We start from the raw sequence: 16,082 nt of genomic DNA on the forward strand, positions 1-16,082 counted from the left end.
GACTGTCCTTGCTTTCTGAAACATTTGAGCCACGTATCTAAAAAGAAGATCCATTTTTTGAAAGATCCAGATCCTTTTTTTACCGCTTCAAAGTCGGGCCAGCGAGTAGAAAATTTCAATCAGCGTATACCCTTTGAACATGGCCAGGATAAATCCATAGGCCAGAAAGCTTAAAAATGGAACCATGGATGTCTGGCTCGCCCAAGCATACCCCAGAGCACTCAGACAGGCAACCAACAAAGCCGCAAGCATCCGCTCAAAACCCAGGTACATTCCCATGGCAAGCAGTGCCAGCACATCTGCACTGCCCATCTTGCCAAGCCGCCAGCCCACAATCCCCGCCGCTCCAAAAGTCATTGCACCAAGTCTTGAGGCCAGAGACAGTGGCTGGAAAAAGCCGGCCACCATCACCAGGCCAAAGACAGACAGCCACCTGTAGCTGAAGTAGAAAGTCTTCAGATCCTGCATACAGACAAAGATGGCAAGACCAAACCAGAATAACGCCAGCAGAATCTGGCTGGAGGCAATCTGGGTTTCAATCAGCCAGCCGGCAGGAATCATCCAAAACGGCACAATCCAGCCTGGAGTCAATGAAAGTTCCCGGTCCGCGCCTGTTGAGAAATCCTGATGGAGGTCAGCGGCGTGGTTCATCAAAAATAAAATCCAGCCCATCAAAAAAAGGCATGTCATCAATCGAATCATGCCTTGATGGTGCCATTTCAATACAAATTTCCAAACCCTTCTTAACAAAAACTTTGGAAATCTTCACGGCTTATTTGGATTTGATTGGGCCACATCTGACACTCTGAAAAAGATCTGACGATCTCTTGGAAAGATTTTGTCCATCTGTTTTGGATGATCCGTTTCAGGTGATCTGTCCGAGTTGTCTGATGTTGAACATTTCCTCTGATTTCCGCTGACTACACGCCTAAAGTGACAGCTGACGCGATTTGGGCAATTCGATGATGCCCGCTTTGCTCAATCCGGCATTTTTCAGATCGATTTTATAAGCCTGCAATGCATAGCCCTGCTTTTGCGGGGTTCCTTTGTACTTCACATCCCCACAAAGCGGCGTACCCAGAAATGCCAAGCTGGCACGGATCTGATGGAAGCGGCCGGTCAGCAGTTCAATTTTGGAGAGATACCGGCCATCCTTGATTCCGATCGTTTTGACAATCATCCGCGCCGGATCATAACCTTCCATTGGTCTTGCGCTGACTAAAGCTCTTGTCCCCTCTTTTTTCAGATACAGATTAATGCGGCCCTGCTGCGGTTTCTTGTCGGTGATCGCCAGATAATATTTACCCACCTGTCCCTGAGCGATAGCCGAAGCCAGTTTACGGGCTGTCGGAGCATTTTTGGCCGCCAGAACCAGTCCAGAGGTATTGCGATCCAGCCGGTGAGCTATGGATGGCGTAAACGATTGTTCACTGGCCGGATCATAGCTGCCTGATGCAGCCAGGTAGGAAAGCAGCCGGTCATTGAGGGTATCCTGGTCTTTAGCCTGATCTTTCATGGCCAAAAGTCCCGCAGGTTTATTCATGACAAGCAGATCGTCATCTTCATAGACAACCTCAAGATCTTTGAGCGGCTGAAGTTTGCGAACTTCCTTTTCCAGCAGATCAGGCGGCAGAAAGAGCAGAATCTGATCCCCTTCGCTTAGCATCTGGTCAAACTGAGCCCGTTTGCGGTTTACTTTGATTTTCTTGTTGCGAATGGCTTTATACATCGCGGACTTTTTCAGATTTGGATAGGCTTTGCCTAAAAATTTATCCAGACGCTGATTGGCGTCATTGGATTGAATGATGACTTCCTGCATTGATACACTCCCATGCTTCCAGTAAGGAAGAAACAATTGCTGCATGATGCTTTTCTAAGATCTGACGGCTTTGGTGGCCGCCATCATAAAGGATACATCTGGCCCCGATTTTATTGGCGCATTCCAGATCATGCTCCGTATCCCCAACCATATAAATCTCATCCCAACAAAGGCAGGTGGAAAGAAATTCTCTGGCTGCCCCGGCTTTGGAGGAGGCAAAAATATCTCCGATGCCATAGACGCCGTCAATCAGGCCATTCAGTTCAGGAAAAGATTCGACCTGTGCCTTAAGCAGATCCAGTTTGGTTGCTGAAAGAACATAACAGCCCACATTCGCTTCTTTGGCCTGTCTTAAAACCGTCAGGGTCTGCGGATTGAGGCGGGTTTTGTTAAAGCCGTTGACATAGGCATCCATAAAGCGATGCCCGCATTCATCCCAGTCAATTTTTGAAAAATCAAAACCGGCTCGCTCATAGTAATCTTTGATCGGAAAGCCAAAGACGGATTTGTAGGCTTCAACATCCGCCAGGGGTTTGATGTTATAGGATTGCTGGACTTTGGTGACGGTCTGAAAGGTGTAGTCCAGATCGTCGAGCAGAGTTCCATTCCAGTCAAACAGGATTTTTTTCATTGGAGAGGGGTCTTCCTTTCTACAGTTTTTTCATATGATAGGCAAGGATACCCCACCCAAACTGCTATGCAGTTTGGGTGGGTCATTGACAACAATTCAACTTCTAAATTAATGTACAATCAATCTATTTTTGGTCCTTTTTCTTCTGTCGTTTTGGAAACCGTTTTTTATTGGTTCACATATTTAAAAATCACGATTGATTTTAAGCAGACAGGCTCCATTTCTGGTTTTCGAAGACAGCGGATCCATTTTGTCCTCTTTGTTGGCCATGGTGCAAAGCTGCACGATTTTCTTTTTCCATTATCCGGCGCCTGTTTCCCTTTATGGGGTGTAATGCTTTTCTCAGTCCATCCGCGCCATCGGCGTTGTCCTTTTCTTTTTCTGGCCAAAATATGGCTATCCTCTTTCGAACTTCTACCTTCACTTTCAAAAACCGGCTTTTGTCCATTGAAATGCTTTTAAAGTTCTAAATTGCTCTTTTCGAAGTGAAACCTCTTCCATTAGAATAAATACAAGCGAGTTCTAAGGTGATTTGTGAATCTTTTGACAATACGGGTGTTCAAATCCCCGGACTTATGTATACTGATACGGCCAGTATAGAAGAACTCTGATTTTGGAAGGATCAGAAAGAAAGGATCAAAAATATGAGAGGAGTCTACAACTCAGTAACGGATATCCGCCGCAAAGTCTTTGCAGCCATTGCAGATATGGCTTACAGCGACGATATCGACTATAAACAAAAAATGGAAGCAATTCCTTATGAAATTATCCAGGGAAAACAGGCGAAATATCGCGACTCCGTTTTCCTGGAACGTGCCATCGTTGGTGAACGTCTTCGTCTTGGAATGGGGCTGCCTGTTCGTGATTTCACTCAGGCGGGCGCTGTTTCCGATGGTGTAGAAGCCAGCATTATTGCGGAAAAATTCTACGATCAGCCCCTTGTTAACATCATTTCTTTTGCGTGCAACGCCTGCCCGGAAAAGAAAGTCATGGTCACCAATGCCTGCCAGGGATGCCTTTCCCACCAGTGCGTAGAAGTGTGCCCGAAAAAAGCCGTTTCCATCGTTGATGGTCATTCAGAAATCGACCAGGATCTGTGCATTAAATGTGGTAAATGCATGGAAGCCTGCCCTTATCATGCAATTGTTAAAATCGAACGCCCATGTGCTGCCTCCTGCGGCATGAACGCAATTGGAAGCGATGAAGAAGGGAAAGCTGTCATCAACTATGACAAATGCGTATCCTGCGGTCAGTGCCTTGTGAACTGCCCATTTGGTGCCATCGTTGACAAAGGTCAGATTTTCCAGACTATTCATGCTATGCGTTCCGGACATGATGTCATTGCGGCCGTTGCCCCAGCATTCATCGGTCAGTTTGGCAATGGTGTCACTCCAGAAAAAGTCATCGCTGCCTTAAAAGAACTCGGCTTTGCGGATGTAGTCGAAGTTGCGATCGGTGCTGACTTATGCACCATCGAAGAAGCAGAAGACTTCATGGACAAAGTGCCTGAAAAACAGCCATTCATGGCAACTTCCTGCTGCCCTGCCTGGTCTGTGATGGCGAAAAAAGAATTCCCGCAGTTCAAAGACTACATCTCCATGGCGTTAACACCAATGGTTCTGACTGCCCGCCTGATCAAGAAGAAAAATCCAGATGCAAAAGTCTGCTTCATTGGACCATGCGCAGCCAAGAAACTCGAAGCCAGCCGTCGTTCCATCCGTTCGGACGTTGACTTTGTCTTGACTTTCGAAGAAGTCATGGGCATGTTCCACGCAAAAAATATCGATCTGCCTCAGGTCGTTGCGGAAGAAACATTCCATACCGGAACAGCTGCCGGCAGGGAGTTTGCGGTTTCCGGTGGTGTTGCCAAGGCTGTGAAGACCCTGATCGAAAAGAACAATCCTGGCACAACCGTCAAGGTTCAGGCTGCTGAAGGTCTGAAAAACTGCCGCACCATGTTAATGATGGCCAAAGCAGGTCGTCTGAATGGTTACCTGCTTGAAGGTATGGCCTGCCCAGGCGGCTGCGTAGCCGGTGCCGGCACCCTTGCTCCAATTTCCAAGGCTGCTGCCCAGGTAAAAAAATACGCCAACGAAGATGAAATGAAACTTGCAGACGAGTCCAAATACTCCGACATGGTTCATGACATCAGCCATATGTACGATGCGCCAGCTGAAGACTAATCCAGCTCTTTAACTGACATGGAACAGAAACCTTATTGGCCTGTTCATCCAGTCGAATCCAAGCCTTCTTCGGAAGGCTTTTTTTGTGGCAAAGCAAATAGAGAAAGTATCGCAGACAAAGAAAGAATCAAAAACAATCAGAAGGACAGAAAGGCGAAAAGTCAGAAGAATGAAAAAAACTGGAATCCAATTTAAGCCATCCTGAACAAACCAAAGAAAATTTTTTGAAACCCATCAGGCAGACTGGCCCCTTCCTCTTTCCTTTTCATTTCTTTTCCGTTTTCCTGCCTGCCTGCCTCATTTTGGTTTTCCTTTGATCAGATCACATATTTGCCTCCATTTACAGGAGGAGAAAAGGCTTTTCATTTGTCCGTTTTTGTGCCACTTCAAACTGACCATTTCGCCTGTCGCCCCATATTTACTTTAGTTATGGTTTAATTTTGGCCAATTTGGATATTGCCTGTAATTTCGTTTATAATGTCTGATGACAGGTCAGGCCTGCAAAGCAAGACCTGTTTGTTTCAAACGAAGGAGGAATGAAATGCAAACCCTTCGCGAATTCTATGAATATCGCGAACTCTTGAAAACCAATGTCAAAAAGGACATCCGTGGGCGTTACAAAGGCTCGTTTTTAGGGATGTTATGGACATTCATCAACCCTCTGCTTCAAGTATTTGTTTACTATCTCGTCTTCCCGTATCTGATGCGCGGCGGCATGCCTAACTTTCTGGTGTATCTGATTACTGGTATGTTCCCGTGGAACTTTTTCATGGGAAGTGTGGTCGGAACGACTGGGTGCATCAAAGGAAATGCGGGCGTGGTCAAGAAAGTCTATTTTCCAAGAAAGATCCTTGTACTCTCACAAGTTCTTTCCGGGCTGGTCAACTTTTTTATTGCCCTGCCGATCATGTTAATTTTCTGCATCGTCTTTGGCATTCAGCTGACCTGGAACGTTTTATGGTTCCCGGTAATCGCTTTGATTGAAGCCATTCTGATTTATGGCATCGGTCTGATTCTGTCTGCCATCAATGTATATGTCCAGGACGTTGAAAACCTGGTTCAGTTCTTTTTGAACCTGCTTTTCTACGGAACCCCGATCGTTTATGCCCTCAGTATTTTCCCTTCCACCAGCATTCTCTATCAGCTGGTGCGCTACAATCCGATGACTATGCTTGTTTATGCGTATCGTGCAATCCTGATGGATGGCATGGCACCCGGCTGGAAATCGATGAGCGTAGTTCTGGTTTTAGGAATTGTACTGACCATGTTTGGTACCTGGGCATTCAACAAGCTTCAAAAAGGCTTTGCGGAAGAGCTTTAGTCTCAGAGCGTTGAAAACAAAAAACAAGAGTTGCAAATCACGACATTCCAATGCCTGTATGGGCATTGGAATTTCTATGCCTTTTTCAAGACAGCCGTTAGCGTCTGTCTTTCCATAATATATTAGGAGAATGCAATCCATGAGCAATGAAATTTACTCTTTTACAATTGAGAAGCTCGATGTGCTCAAACGCAAGGATGGCACCGATATCGTGGTCATCCGCGGTATTGCGGTTGATGGGGCGGACTATGACGGCAATGAGTTTGACCTGCTCATCAATGGCCAGCCTGTTGACTATCGAGTACGTCATCTCTCGTCCCCTCGAAATAGCGCATTAGCCAGACAGTACCCCAATCAAAAGTACACCGGCTTTATCTTAAGAACTGAACTTCCAGAAAGCAGCCTGGAAAGTCTCTCCCTGGCCTTCCACGGACGGACCCCGAAAACATTTTCCAAAGAAGACCTCGCTGCCCTGACCAACGACACTGGTCTGATCTGCCATATTGACTTCTATTATGATATCAACGACATCATTTCGATCGGCGGCTGGCTGATCGGATTTAATGATCGCGATCAGCTGAATGTTTCAATCGTCGACGGCAATGGAAAAGTCTTCCGTGTCAAAACGGACTACACTTCCCGTCTGGACGTTGTGCGCTCCTACTTCGCCTTGAAAGAACGCGTAGTGGGCTTTGCGATTTCCATCCGAGATTCTCATACAATCGTCAAACCACTTTCTTTGCGCATTACCAATGGCAAACAGGAGTGGACGATCCCGCTTAAAAAGACCAGTGCCCTTTCCCAGTCATTTGGCGGCCTGCTCGATGGCAAAATCAGCCGCGGCATGAACTATCTGCGCACCAATGGGGTCGGCCCTTTCCTTTCGAAAGTCGCTGCGCATACCGCCAATATGGCCAAATCCCCAAAACTTTCCCGGATGGTCTTCAAGCTGTCTGGTAAAAATGCGGACTTCAACGATCTGTACAACGAATACTTCCTCAAACACCGCACATCCAAAGAAGAGCTGGAAAGACAGCGGCACGTCCAGTTTGAAAAGAATCCAAAGATCTCGCTGATCGTTGCGGCCTACAACACTCCAATCGATCTGCTGGAAAAAATGATCGATTCCGTTCGCAATCAGACGTACACCAACTGGCAGCTTTGCATTGCCGATGGTTCTTCCAAAGACAACAATAAGGTCGAAGAGTGGCTCAAAGCCCATCCAGATCCAAAAATCTCCTGGTGCCGTCTGGACAAAAACCTCGGAATTTCCGGCAACATGAACGCCGCTGCCGATTTAGCAACGGGTGACATGATTGCCTTATATGACCACGATGACTTTCTTGAACCGGATTGCCTGTTTGAGGTTGTCAAAGCGGTCAATGAAAAAGATTATGACTTTGTCTACACGGACGAAGATAAATATGAAGACGAAAGCGGCCGTTATGTTGGGCCAAACTTCAAGCCTGACTTCTCCCCGGCCCTGCTTCGTTCAACCAACTACATCTGCCACTTCCTGGCCATCCGTAAAGATGTCTGGGATAAAGTCGGCGGCAGCCTGCAGTCCAAATATGATGGTGCCCAGGACTATGACCTGGTTTTGCGCCTGATGGATGTCTGCGACCCGGCCAACATCAAACACATTCCAAGAGTGCTTTACCACTGGCGTATGTGTGAAGGATCCACTGCCCTTGCTGCAGATTCCAAAAAATGGGCGTATACCGCTGGCGAGCGTGCTTTGCGTGCGTGGGCAAGACGCAATGGTCTGGATGTTGGTCTGATGAGAAACTCTACCCCCGGCCAGTACCACCTGCGCTATCCGACTCCGGGCAATCCACTGGTTTCGATCATCATTCCAAGCAAGGACCACATTGATGATCTGCGGATTGCGGTTGAGCCACTCATGGAACTGTCCAAATACCGCAACTTTGAAGTGATTGTTGTCGAAAATAACTCGACAGAAGCCAAGACCTTTGAAGGCTACAAAGACCTGCAGGCGAAGTATCCAAACCTGCGTGTCATCACCTGGCAGCATCCATTCAACTACTCGGCCATCAACAATTTCGGTGTCAAAGAAGCCAAGGGTGACTACCTGTTATTCTTAAACAACGATACCGAGATTGTCGATGAATACCTGCTCGATGAACTGCTTGGCCAGGCGATGCTTCCAAATGTTGGTGCTGTTGGGGCCAAGCTGTACTTCGAAGATGGCACGGTTCAGCATAATGGTGTAATCATCGGTCACTCCGGAGTTGCCGGTCATGGAATGATCGGCCAGCCAGAAGGCTGCGACAATTACCGCATGCGCACACTGTTCAATGTCAGCGCCGTTACGGCAGCCTGCATGATGGTGCCCCGTCATGTCTTTGACGAAGTCGGCGGCTTCAATGAAGACCTTGCCGTTGCCTACAACGATATCGACTTCTGCTTACGCATTCGCTCCCATGGCTATGAAATCGTTCAAAACCCATTTGCGCTGATGTACCACTACGAATCCAAAACGCGCGGCTATGAAGACAGTCCGGAAAAGAAAAAGCGTTTCGAAAATGAAGTGCGCCGCATGTATTCTTTATGGCCGGATGAATTACGCACCGAAGATCCGTATTACAATCCAAACTACGATCTGACCAGCATCACCTACCAGTTACGCAAGGATGATGAAGTCAATCCATATATCAACCCTGATTTCTTAGGGGAAGACTACTACACAGCCGGAACCGTTCGTCCAAACCGTCCGGAAAACAAATAGGCTTTCCAGAGAGTAGTCTTCTGGAATACAAACTTTAAGCGCCTGTTCAAGCAGGCGCTTTCTCTTTATCCACAAGATAAAATGCAAACCGATTCTCATCTCTGTGATTTAATTCCTGCAAGTCTGTGTTTGGATTCATGCATCGGATTGCTTACAATAAGAGAGCGGATTGATCAGGCTCAAAGAAAGCGCCATATTACAGGTTCTTTGACTGGTCTTTTGCATCGCCTGACTCAAAAGATAAATCGCTGGTTCCCTGATAAAAGTTTGGTTTGCCCACAGGAAACCTTCAAATAGAAATCAAATCGGAAAAGACTAAACTAGATATTCAATACAAGATCTAGATATTCAATACAAGATAAGGAAGGATGAGGTGGATCTATGATCGATCAAAACAATGCCATTGAAATCCGGAACATGACCAAAAAATTCCGGACCTATAAAGATAAACAGAAAACCCTCAAAGAAATGCTGACCCGCCGGCGCGGGGAGGTGATTGAAAACGTGGTCCTGGATGATATCTCCCTTGATATTAAAAAGGGAGAGACAGTTGCCCTGATTGGAACCAATGGTTCCGGTAAATCAACCCTGCTCAAAATCATGACCAAAATCCTCTACCCAAACTCTGGAACCGTGGAAACCAACGGCAAGCTGACCAGTCTTCTCGAACTGGGAGCCGGCTTCCATCCTGACTTTACCGGTCGTGAAAACATTTACTTCAACGCTGCGATTTTCGGTTTAAGCCACGATGAAATCGACAAACGAATTGATGACATCATCGCCTTCTCCGAGCTGGGAGCATTTATTGATGAACCCGTGCGCACCTACTCTTCGGGTATGTACATGCGTCTGGCTTTCTCCGTTGCGATCAACGTCGATGCGGAAATTCTGCTGATCGATGAAATTCTTGCGGTTGGTGACCAGCATTTCCAGAACAAGTGCTTCGACAAGCTGGAAGAACTGCGAGACTCTGATAAGACGATCGTCATCGTCAGTCACTCGCTGGGTGTTGTCAAAGTCCTCTGCTCCAGAGCGGTATGGATTTACAAAGGCAAGCTTCGACTGGATGGTGATCCAACCTATGTCATCTCCAAATACCTCGAACAGTCAGCCATCGATAACAAAGAAGAAGCCAAACAGGCAGCGGAAAGTTCTGAACACCTGCCCCGCGGGGCTGTCTTCATTGACTCTCCCGTGCCCTTCCAGTCCGTTGCGCTTAACCAGCCATTAACCATCAACGGCTGGTCCGTTTCCAACTCCCTGGATGGTCAGGTTGAAGTGCTCTTTGACGAAAAGCCAATCGAAAACGTTACCCGTGTGCCGCGTCCGGATGTATTCAAAGCTTACCAGGAAGACTACGCCGGCTTTATCGATGAAGCCACTACCGGTCTGACGACAACCGTTGATGCCTCCCTGTTAACAGAGGGTACCCACCGCATTGAAGTCATCCTGCGCGATGGCAAGACCAAACGCCAGATTGACCACAAGACCATCCGGATTAAAGCCGATGCCAATCCAGTCAATCCGGAACTTGATCAGGACTAAGTATGCCGACTCCATCTTTGAGCATTGTCCTGGCCTTATATAACGGCCAGACGTATCTGCTTGAACAGCTGGACTCTTTAGCTGCCCAGAGTCGCCCCTTTGATGAGCTCGTCCTGCGCGATGATGGATCGACCGATCACACGATTTCCATAGTTGACCAGTGGATCCAAAAACATCCCCATCTTCCTATCATCAGACTGACAAAACCAGCAGGCAATCTTGGCTTTACCGCCAATTTCCGCACTCTGCTTGAAAACGCCAAAGGCGACTACATTCTGCTCTGTGATCAGGATGACCGCTGGAATCCCGACAAGCTTCAGGTTCTCGCTGACGCCGCCGCAAAGTATCCGCAAGCCAGTGTCATTGTCTCGTCCTTTACGTTCATGGACCAGAACGGCAAGCCTTTTTCGATCGTTGCGCGCAAAGGATGGTCCAATCAGAATCTGATCGGCTTTCCCCTTGCCCACCCTGCCGGGATGAACCAGGTAAAACTTGAGGATATTCTGGATCATAACATCGGCCAGGGATGCACAATGCTGGTGCGCAAAGACATCATCCAAAAGTATCTCGAACTCGATCTACCGCTTCCCCATGACTGGGCACTGGCTCTTTTAGGGGCGATGGATGGCGGTCTGTATTATCTGGACCAGCCATTGATGGAATACCGGATTCACTCTGAAAATACAACCGGATTGCCGCAGGCCAAAGAAACTTCAAAACTGGCGATCCTGCAAGCCAAAATCAGCAAGGTTGTCCGTCCGCCTTACCGCACAGTCAGCGCGCCTTTCCAAGATAAACTTGATGCCCTAAAAGCCCTCAAACTGACTGGTTACAAAGGCTGGAGCCAGCAGGATGAAGTGAAGATTGCCTTCTTTGAAACTTACCTGCAGGTGATCAATGAGAAAAGCTGGAAGAAAGCCAGAAAACTTCGGGCCATGCATCTGCCTTCTTTGCTGACCTATAAAGAATGGATTTTGATGTACTCCTATCTGCTCTTTGGAAAGACAGATCACTCCTGATTTTCGAGTCTCTTTCGAAAGAACGATTGAAACACACTTGAAAGCATAACTTTCTTCAAAGCACCCCTTCGAAAAAATCCCGCAGCAGACCTTCACGTCCGACCCTTTGGCCGGGCGTTTTTTATGGTTTGCCACCTTCTGCTTACTAAAATCAGCCCCATTCACCACGACCTGTCAATCTCGGTTAGAATAAGAAGAGATCTGATCGCTGCTTTGCATGTTTTAAAGCAGCGACCTCCTTTTTTGAACATTGAAAGGAAAATCTATGAATCGCTATTCTTATTATGAAGTGTGCGCCATGACACCACCGGTACAGATCGCAAATCCAATGGCCAATGCCAGAGCCATTCTCGATCTTTGTCAAGAACTTCCCGAAACCACAAGACTGGTTGTCACCCCGGAACTTTCCCTGACGGGCTATACCTGCCAGGATCTGTTTTATGAGTCTTTACTGCAGCACCAGACTTTGCAGGCTCTGGAATATCTGACCCGCAATCTGCCAGATTGTCTGTCCGTTCTGGTCGGCCTGCCTTTACAGGTTGGCAACCATCTGTACAATACGGCTGCTTTTATTACTCACAATGAAGTCAAAGGTTTCTATGCCAAGACTTACCTTCCTAACTACAACGAATACTATGAACAGCGCTGGTTTGCTTCTTCTTTGTATCTGCCTGAACATTCTCAGGTGCATTTCATGAATAAAGCTGTTCCAGTTACCGACAAAATTCTGTTTGAAGACTACACCACTGGGGCCGTGATTGGTGCTGAAATCTGCGAAGATCTGTGGGTTTCGATCCCGGTCAGCTCCCACCATGCCTGTGCGGGCGCCAATGTGCTTTGTAACCTGTCCGCTTCCAATGAAGTCATTTCCAAAGATGAGTACCGTAAGAACATTGTTCGCGAACAGTCCGCCCGCAACTTCTGTGCCTACTTATATGCTTCCGCCGGGCCGGATGAAAGCTCGTCAGATCTGGTCTTTGGCGGTCAGGATATTATTGCAGAAAACGGCAAAGTTCTTGCCCAATCTTCCCTGCAAAATCCAAAACCTTACCTGCTTGCTCAAATCGATCTGGAAATTCTGCGCAATGATCGTCTCCATTACAAGACGACCTTTGAATCCCTGGAAGATGGCTACGTGCACATTCCCTTTGCTTCCAAACCGGTTGACTCCATTGAACTCTACCGTCCCATCGACCCGTATCCATTCGTTTTACAGGATGAAAAAAGCCGTATCGAACGCTGCCAGAACATTCTGGCCATACAGGCCAGAGGTCTGGCTACGCGTCTTTCCAAGATTCACGCGACAAAAGTAGTCATCGGCATTTCCGGCGGACTGGATTCCACGCTGGCTTTATTGGTCTGCGCCAAAGCGTTTGAACTTCTGCATCTGGATCCAAAAGGCATTATCGCCATCACCATGCCAGGTTTTGGAACGACCAGCCGGACGAAATCCAATGCTCAAAAACTGATGGAACTGCTGGGGGTTACCGCCAGAGAAATTCCGATCGGCGAGGCGGTTCTCCAGCATTTCAAAGATATCGGCCAGGATGAATCTGTTCATGACATCACTTATGAAAACTCGCAGGCGCGTGAACGCACCCAGATCCTGATGGACGTCGCCAACAAGGAAAATGCGTTAGTGATTGGGACAGGCGATTTGAGTGAACTGGCTTTAGGCTGGTGCACATACAACGGTGACCATATGTCGATGTATGGCGTCAATGTTTCCGTTCCAAAAACCCTTGTGCGTTATATCGTGGAAAGTGACGCCCTGAATGCCAAAGCCCAAGGCAACCTTGCTTTATATGACGTATTGATGGATATCTGTGCCACTCCAGTTTCGCCCGAACTGCTGCCGCCAGATCAAGAAGGCAAGATTGCCCAGAAAACCGAAGAGGTCCTGGGCAGTTATGATCTGCATGACTTTTTCCTCTATCACATGCTGCGTTTCCATGAAAGTCCGGCCAAAATCTATGACCTGGCCTGCCATGCCTTCAAGACTGTCGATCCAAAGACCCTTCTGAAAGCTTTACGCACGTTCTATACCCGCTTCTTCTCCCAGCAGTTCAAGCGCAACTGCATGCCAGATGGCGTCAAAGTCGGATCTGTCAACTTCTCCCCGCGCGGTGACTGGCGTATGCCAAGTGATGCCTCGCGAAATATGTGGTTAGCCGAAGTTGAAAAACTGGAAGGACGCTCTAAAGAACAATAAATTCCTATCCATATTTATTGCATTACTTAGTCAATGACCCCACCCAAACTGCCTTGCAATTTGGATGGGGCTTGAAATAAGAAGCTTTCATGCATCTGTTTCAAGCCTGATTGACTAGCCTGAGTCTTAACTGACTACGTTATTTGAGAATCGACCTTTCACAGGTCTAAACAGGCACTCCGGAACGTTCAGCCTAATTCCGGACTCTGCCAATCTGCATTAACCAGCGCTGAGGTCAGGCGCAGTGTGCTGGTCAACAAACCTCTTATAACATTGGCGAAGGCTGATGCTTTACACACTTCAAAGGATGCTTTTTGTCCCAAGAAGATTTATTACCCTGGAGGTAAAACTATGGTTTATGTATTAGATATCGACGGCAAACCCTTAATGCCAACCGAAAGGCATGGCAAGGTGCGCCGCCTTTTAAAAGAAAGAAAAGCAAAAGTGGTAAAGGAAACTCCCTTTACCATCCAGCTTTTATACAACTCAACAAGATATACCTCTTACTGTCACGCTTGGAGTGGATGCTGGTTCCAAACATATTGGTCTTAGTGCTTCAAGTGAGACAAAAGAACTTCTTGCCTGGGATGTCCAGTGCAGAACAGATATTCCTGAGCTGATCTCCACCAGAAGAGAAGCCCGACGGGCAAGAAGAAACCGCAAGACAAGATACCGAGCGCCCAGGTTTAAAAACCGAGACAAGTCTAAACAAAGTCAGGTTCAGACTGAGCAAAAAGATGCTCAGTCTAGGCAAAAAGATACTCAATCTAAGCAGAAAGATATTCAGTCTAAACAAAAAGGATGGCTCGCCCCGTCTGTTGAGCATAAAATCGATACGCATCTTAACCGGATTGCGGCAGTTCAGAAAATTCTGCCCGTAACAAAGATCGTGGTGGAAACAGCCTCCTTTGATACGCAGAAATTAAAGAATCCTGACATCAGCGGTATTGAATACCAGCAGGGGGAACAGGCAGGTTTCTGGAATGTTCGTGAATACGTCCTGTGTCGCGATAATCACGAATGCCAGCACTGTCATGGCCAGACAAAAGATCCAATCCTGAATGTTCATCACATTGAAAGCCGGAAGACTGGCGGAAACTCCCCTTCCAACCTGATTACGCTGTGTGAAACCTGTCATAAGGAATACCACGCCAAAATCAAGGCTGGAGAAATTAAAGGACCAAAGGATTTCAAGCTTCCTGAACGGGGTGAGTCTTATCGGGATGCCGCCTTCATGGGCATTATGCGCAACACGCTGTTAGAGCGGTTAAAAAAAGCCAATCTCAAGATCGAAGTGGTCAATACCTATGGCTATCTGACAAAGAACAAAAGGATCGAGCTTGGACTGACTAAAGAACACTACAACGATGCCTATTGCATCGCAGGCAATCTGAATGCCAGACCGTTAGACAAATGCCTGTATCTTAAAAAGATCCGGAGACATAACCGGCAGATTCATAAATTCAATTTCAGTAAAGGACATGTCCGTAAGAACAACCAGGCTCCACATCTGGTTGGCGGCTTCTGTCTTTTTGATCAAGTCCTGTACAAAGGACAGAAATGTTTTATTACCGGGCGCAGAGCGACTGGATATTTTGTTTTGAAAACCATTTTTGGAGAAACGATCCATAAATCTGCATCAATGAGGAAACTGACTCTTCTAGAAAGAGCAGATGGATACATCAAAGAAACGGAGGTACGGCAATTCCTCCCCACCCAAACTGCATAGCAATTTGGATGGGGTATCCTTGCCTATCATATGAATTTTTGCTTCATTCATTCCCACATGAAGATTCATACCCCAGGCCATGAGTAAACAGTAAACAAACCGCAGTGTCTGCTGCGAACCGTTAAATCCCGTTCCACGGCCTGAAATCGGACAGAAAGAATTCAAAAATAGAATCGGGTCATCTGACTTTTACGCGGATGGCCCGATTTCTGCTACTCTGCTTTCTAGAGAACTACCCGAAAACCCAATTCTCAGAAAATTGATATCTGAAACTGATACTGGAGGAAATTTTTATGAATGAAAAGGTTGCAAACTTGCTGATTGACCAGATCAACAAAGAACTGTATTCCGCTTATCTGTACCTTGACCTCGCAAACTTTTACAGTGACAAAGGTCTCGATGGCTTTGCGAACTGGTACGATGTTCAGGTCCAGGAAGAAATGGCCCATGCCGACCTGATGAAACAGTACCTGCGCAACAACAGCGTGCGCATTGAACTGAGCGCCATCGCCAAACCAGATCGTGAATTTACCACACTCACTGATCCTTTACAGATCGGGCTCGAACACGAGAAATACGTGACTTCCCTGATCCATGCCATCTATGCGGCGGCTTCTGACGACCATGACTTCAGAACCATGGAATTTTTGAACTGGTTTGTTAAAGAACAAGGTGAAGAAGAAAAAAATGCCCAGGATCTTCTCAATAAGATGACTCTGTTTGGCGATGACGCCAGAGCCCTGTATCTGTTAGACAACGAACTCAAAGCCCGCGTCTACACTGCTCCAAGCCTGACTCTGTAATCCAAACTGACTGTCTTTTCAGTCTCATCAGACAAAAGGACTGCCCCAGCAAACAAATCCAGAAAACCGCC

Annotated in this window: 12 protein-coding genes; 9 read left to right on the forward strand and 3 right to left on the reverse strand. The window is 47.1% G+C overall.

Going from position 1 to position 16,082, the window contains the following annotated elements:
• Positions 1 to 87: 87 nt before the first annotated feature.
• The 3 genes from U4956_RS02200 to U4956_RS02210 all read right to left on the reverse strand — a co-directional run bounded on the left by U4956_RS02200 (position 88) and on the right by U4956_RS02210 (position 2,450).
• Positions 88 to 651 (reverse strand): hypothetical protein, encoded by a 564-nt coding sequence (locus U4956_RS02200; protein ID WP_323088722.1) that lies wholly within the window; start codon positions 649 to 651, stop codon positions 88 to 90.
• Between the two features lie 277 nt (positions 652 to 928).
• Entirely contained in the window at positions 929 to 1,819 is an 891-nt protein-coding gene (locus U4956_RS02205; RefSeq protein WP_323088727.1) for an RluA family pseudouridine synthase, read from the reverse strand.
• The gene (locus U4956_RS02210; protein WP_323088730.1) at positions 1,791 to 2,450 is read right to left on the reverse strand and encodes an HAD family hydrolase; all 660 of its coding nucleotides are present in this window, start codon (positions 2,448 to 2,450) and stop codon (positions 1,791 to 1,793) included. Before U4956_RS02210 ends, U4956_RS02205 begins: the two co-directional genes overlap by 29 nt.
• Positions 2,451 to 3,094: 644 nt before the next feature.
• On the opposite strand from U4956_RS02210, the gene U4956_RS02215 reads away from it, so the two are divergent.
• From U4956_RS02215 to U4956_RS02250, 9 genes are all read left to right on the forward strand, one after another.
• A complete protein-coding gene (locus tag U4956_RS02215; RefSeq protein WP_323088732.1) occupies positions 3,095 to 4,633 on the forward strand; it encodes a 4Fe-4S dicluster domain-containing protein in 1,539 nt (512 codons plus the stop codon).
• 541 nt (positions 4,634 to 5,174) lie between these two features.
• Positions 5,175 to 5,954 (forward strand): ABC transporter permease, encoded by a 780-nt coding sequence (locus U4956_RS02220; protein ID WP_323088734.1) that lies wholly within the window; start codon positions 5,175 to 5,177, stop codon positions 5,952 to 5,954.
• A 139-nt stretch (positions 5,955 to 6,093) separates the two neighbouring features.
• On the forward strand, positions 6,094 to 8,703 hold the full coding sequence (locus tag U4956_RS02225) for a glycosyltransferase family 2 protein (protein ID WP_323088736.1): 2,610 nt from the start codon (positions 6,094 to 6,096) through the stop codon (positions 8,701 to 8,703).
• A 381-nt stretch (positions 8,704 to 9,084) separates the two neighbouring features.
• Complete coding sequence (locus U4956_RS02230; RefSeq protein ID WP_323088737.1) at positions 9,085 to 10,248, forward strand: ABC transporter ATP-binding protein; 1,164 nt, start codon at positions 9,085 to 9,087, stop codon at positions 10,246 to 10,248.
• A 2-nt stretch (positions 10,249 to 10,250) separates the two neighbouring features.
• On the forward strand, positions 10,251 to 11,267 hold the full coding sequence (locus U4956_RS02235) for a glycosyltransferase family 2 protein (RefSeq protein WP_323088740.1): 1,017 nt from the start codon (positions 10,251 to 10,253) through the stop codon (positions 11,265 to 11,267).
• Positions 11,268 to 11,532: 265 nt separating this feature from the next.
• Entirely contained in the window at positions 11,533 to 13,479 is a 1,947-nt protein-coding gene (locus U4956_RS02240; protein ID WP_323088742.1) for an NAD(+) synthase, read from the forward strand.
• 351 nt (positions 13,480 to 13,830) lie between these two features.
• Positions 13,831 to 14,031, forward strand: coding sequence for an RRXRR domain-containing protein (locus tag U4956_RS14380; protein ID WP_416347405.1), 201 nt, complete (start codon positions 13,831 to 13,833; stop codon positions 14,029 to 14,031).
• A complete protein-coding gene (gene iscB / locus U4956_RS02245; protein ID WP_323091434.1) occupies positions 13,976 to 15,208 on the forward strand; it encodes an RNA-guided endonuclease IscB in 1,233 nt (410 codons plus the stop codon). Before U4956_RS14380 ends, iscB begins: the two co-directional genes overlap by 56 nt.
• 293 nt (positions 15,209 to 15,501) lie before the next feature.
• Positions 15,502 to 16,011 carry a ferritin gene (locus U4956_RS02250; RefSeq protein ID WP_323088745.1) on the forward strand — a complete coding sequence of 170 codons (510 nt, stop codon included), beginning with the start codon at positions 15,502 to 15,504 and terminating at the stop codon, positions 16,009 to 16,011.
• The last annotated feature ends 71 nt before the right edge of the window (positions 16,012 to 16,082 follow it).

Source organism: Allobaculum sp. JKK-2023, from assembly GCF_034745455.1.
Lineage (GTDB): Bacteria > Bacillota_I > Bacilli_A > Erysipelotrichales > Erysipelotrichaceae > Allobaculum.

Coding starts and splice junctions, on each gene's coding strand:
- U4956_RS02210 (WP_323088730.1), bottom strand. CDS start 2,450: ATGAAAAAAATCCTGTTTGACTGGAATGGAACTCTGCTCGACGATCTG.
- U4956_RS02215 (WP_323088732.1), top strand. CDS start 3,095: ATGAGAGGAGTCTACAACTCAGTAACGGATATCCGCCGCAAAGTCTTT.
- U4956_RS02225 (WP_323088736.1), top strand. CDS start 6,094: ATGAGCAATGAAATTTACTCTTTTACAATTGAGAAGCTCGATGTGCTC.
- U4956_RS02205 (WP_323088727.1), bottom strand. CDS start 1,819: ATGCAGGAAGTCATCATTCAATCCAATGACGCCAATCAGCGTCTGGAT.
- U4956_RS02200 (WP_323088722.1), bottom strand. CDS start 651: ATGAACCACGCCGCTGACCTCCATCAGGATTTCTCAACAGGCGCGGAC.
- U4956_RS02235 (WP_323088740.1), top strand. CDS start 10,251: ATGCCGACTCCATCTTTGAGCATTGTCCTGGCCTTATATAACGGCCAG.
- U4956_RS14380 (WP_416347405.1), top strand. CDS start 13,831: ATGGTTTATGTATTAGATATCGACGGCAAACCCTTAATGCCAACCGAA.
- U4956_RS02250 (WP_323088745.1), top strand. CDS start 15,502: ATGAATGAAAAGGTTGCAAACTTGCTGATTGACCAGATCAACAAAGAA.
- U4956_RS02220 (WP_323088734.1), top strand. CDS start 5,175: ATGCAAACCCTTCGCGAATTCTATGAATATCGCGAACTCTTGAAAACC.
- U4956_RS02240 (WP_323088742.1), top strand. CDS start 11,533: ATGAATCGCTATTCTTATTATGAAGTGTGCGCCATGACACCACCGGTA.
- U4956_RS02230 (WP_323088737.1), top strand. CDS start 9,085: ATGATCGATCAAAACAATGCCATTGAAATCCGGAACATGACCAAAAAA.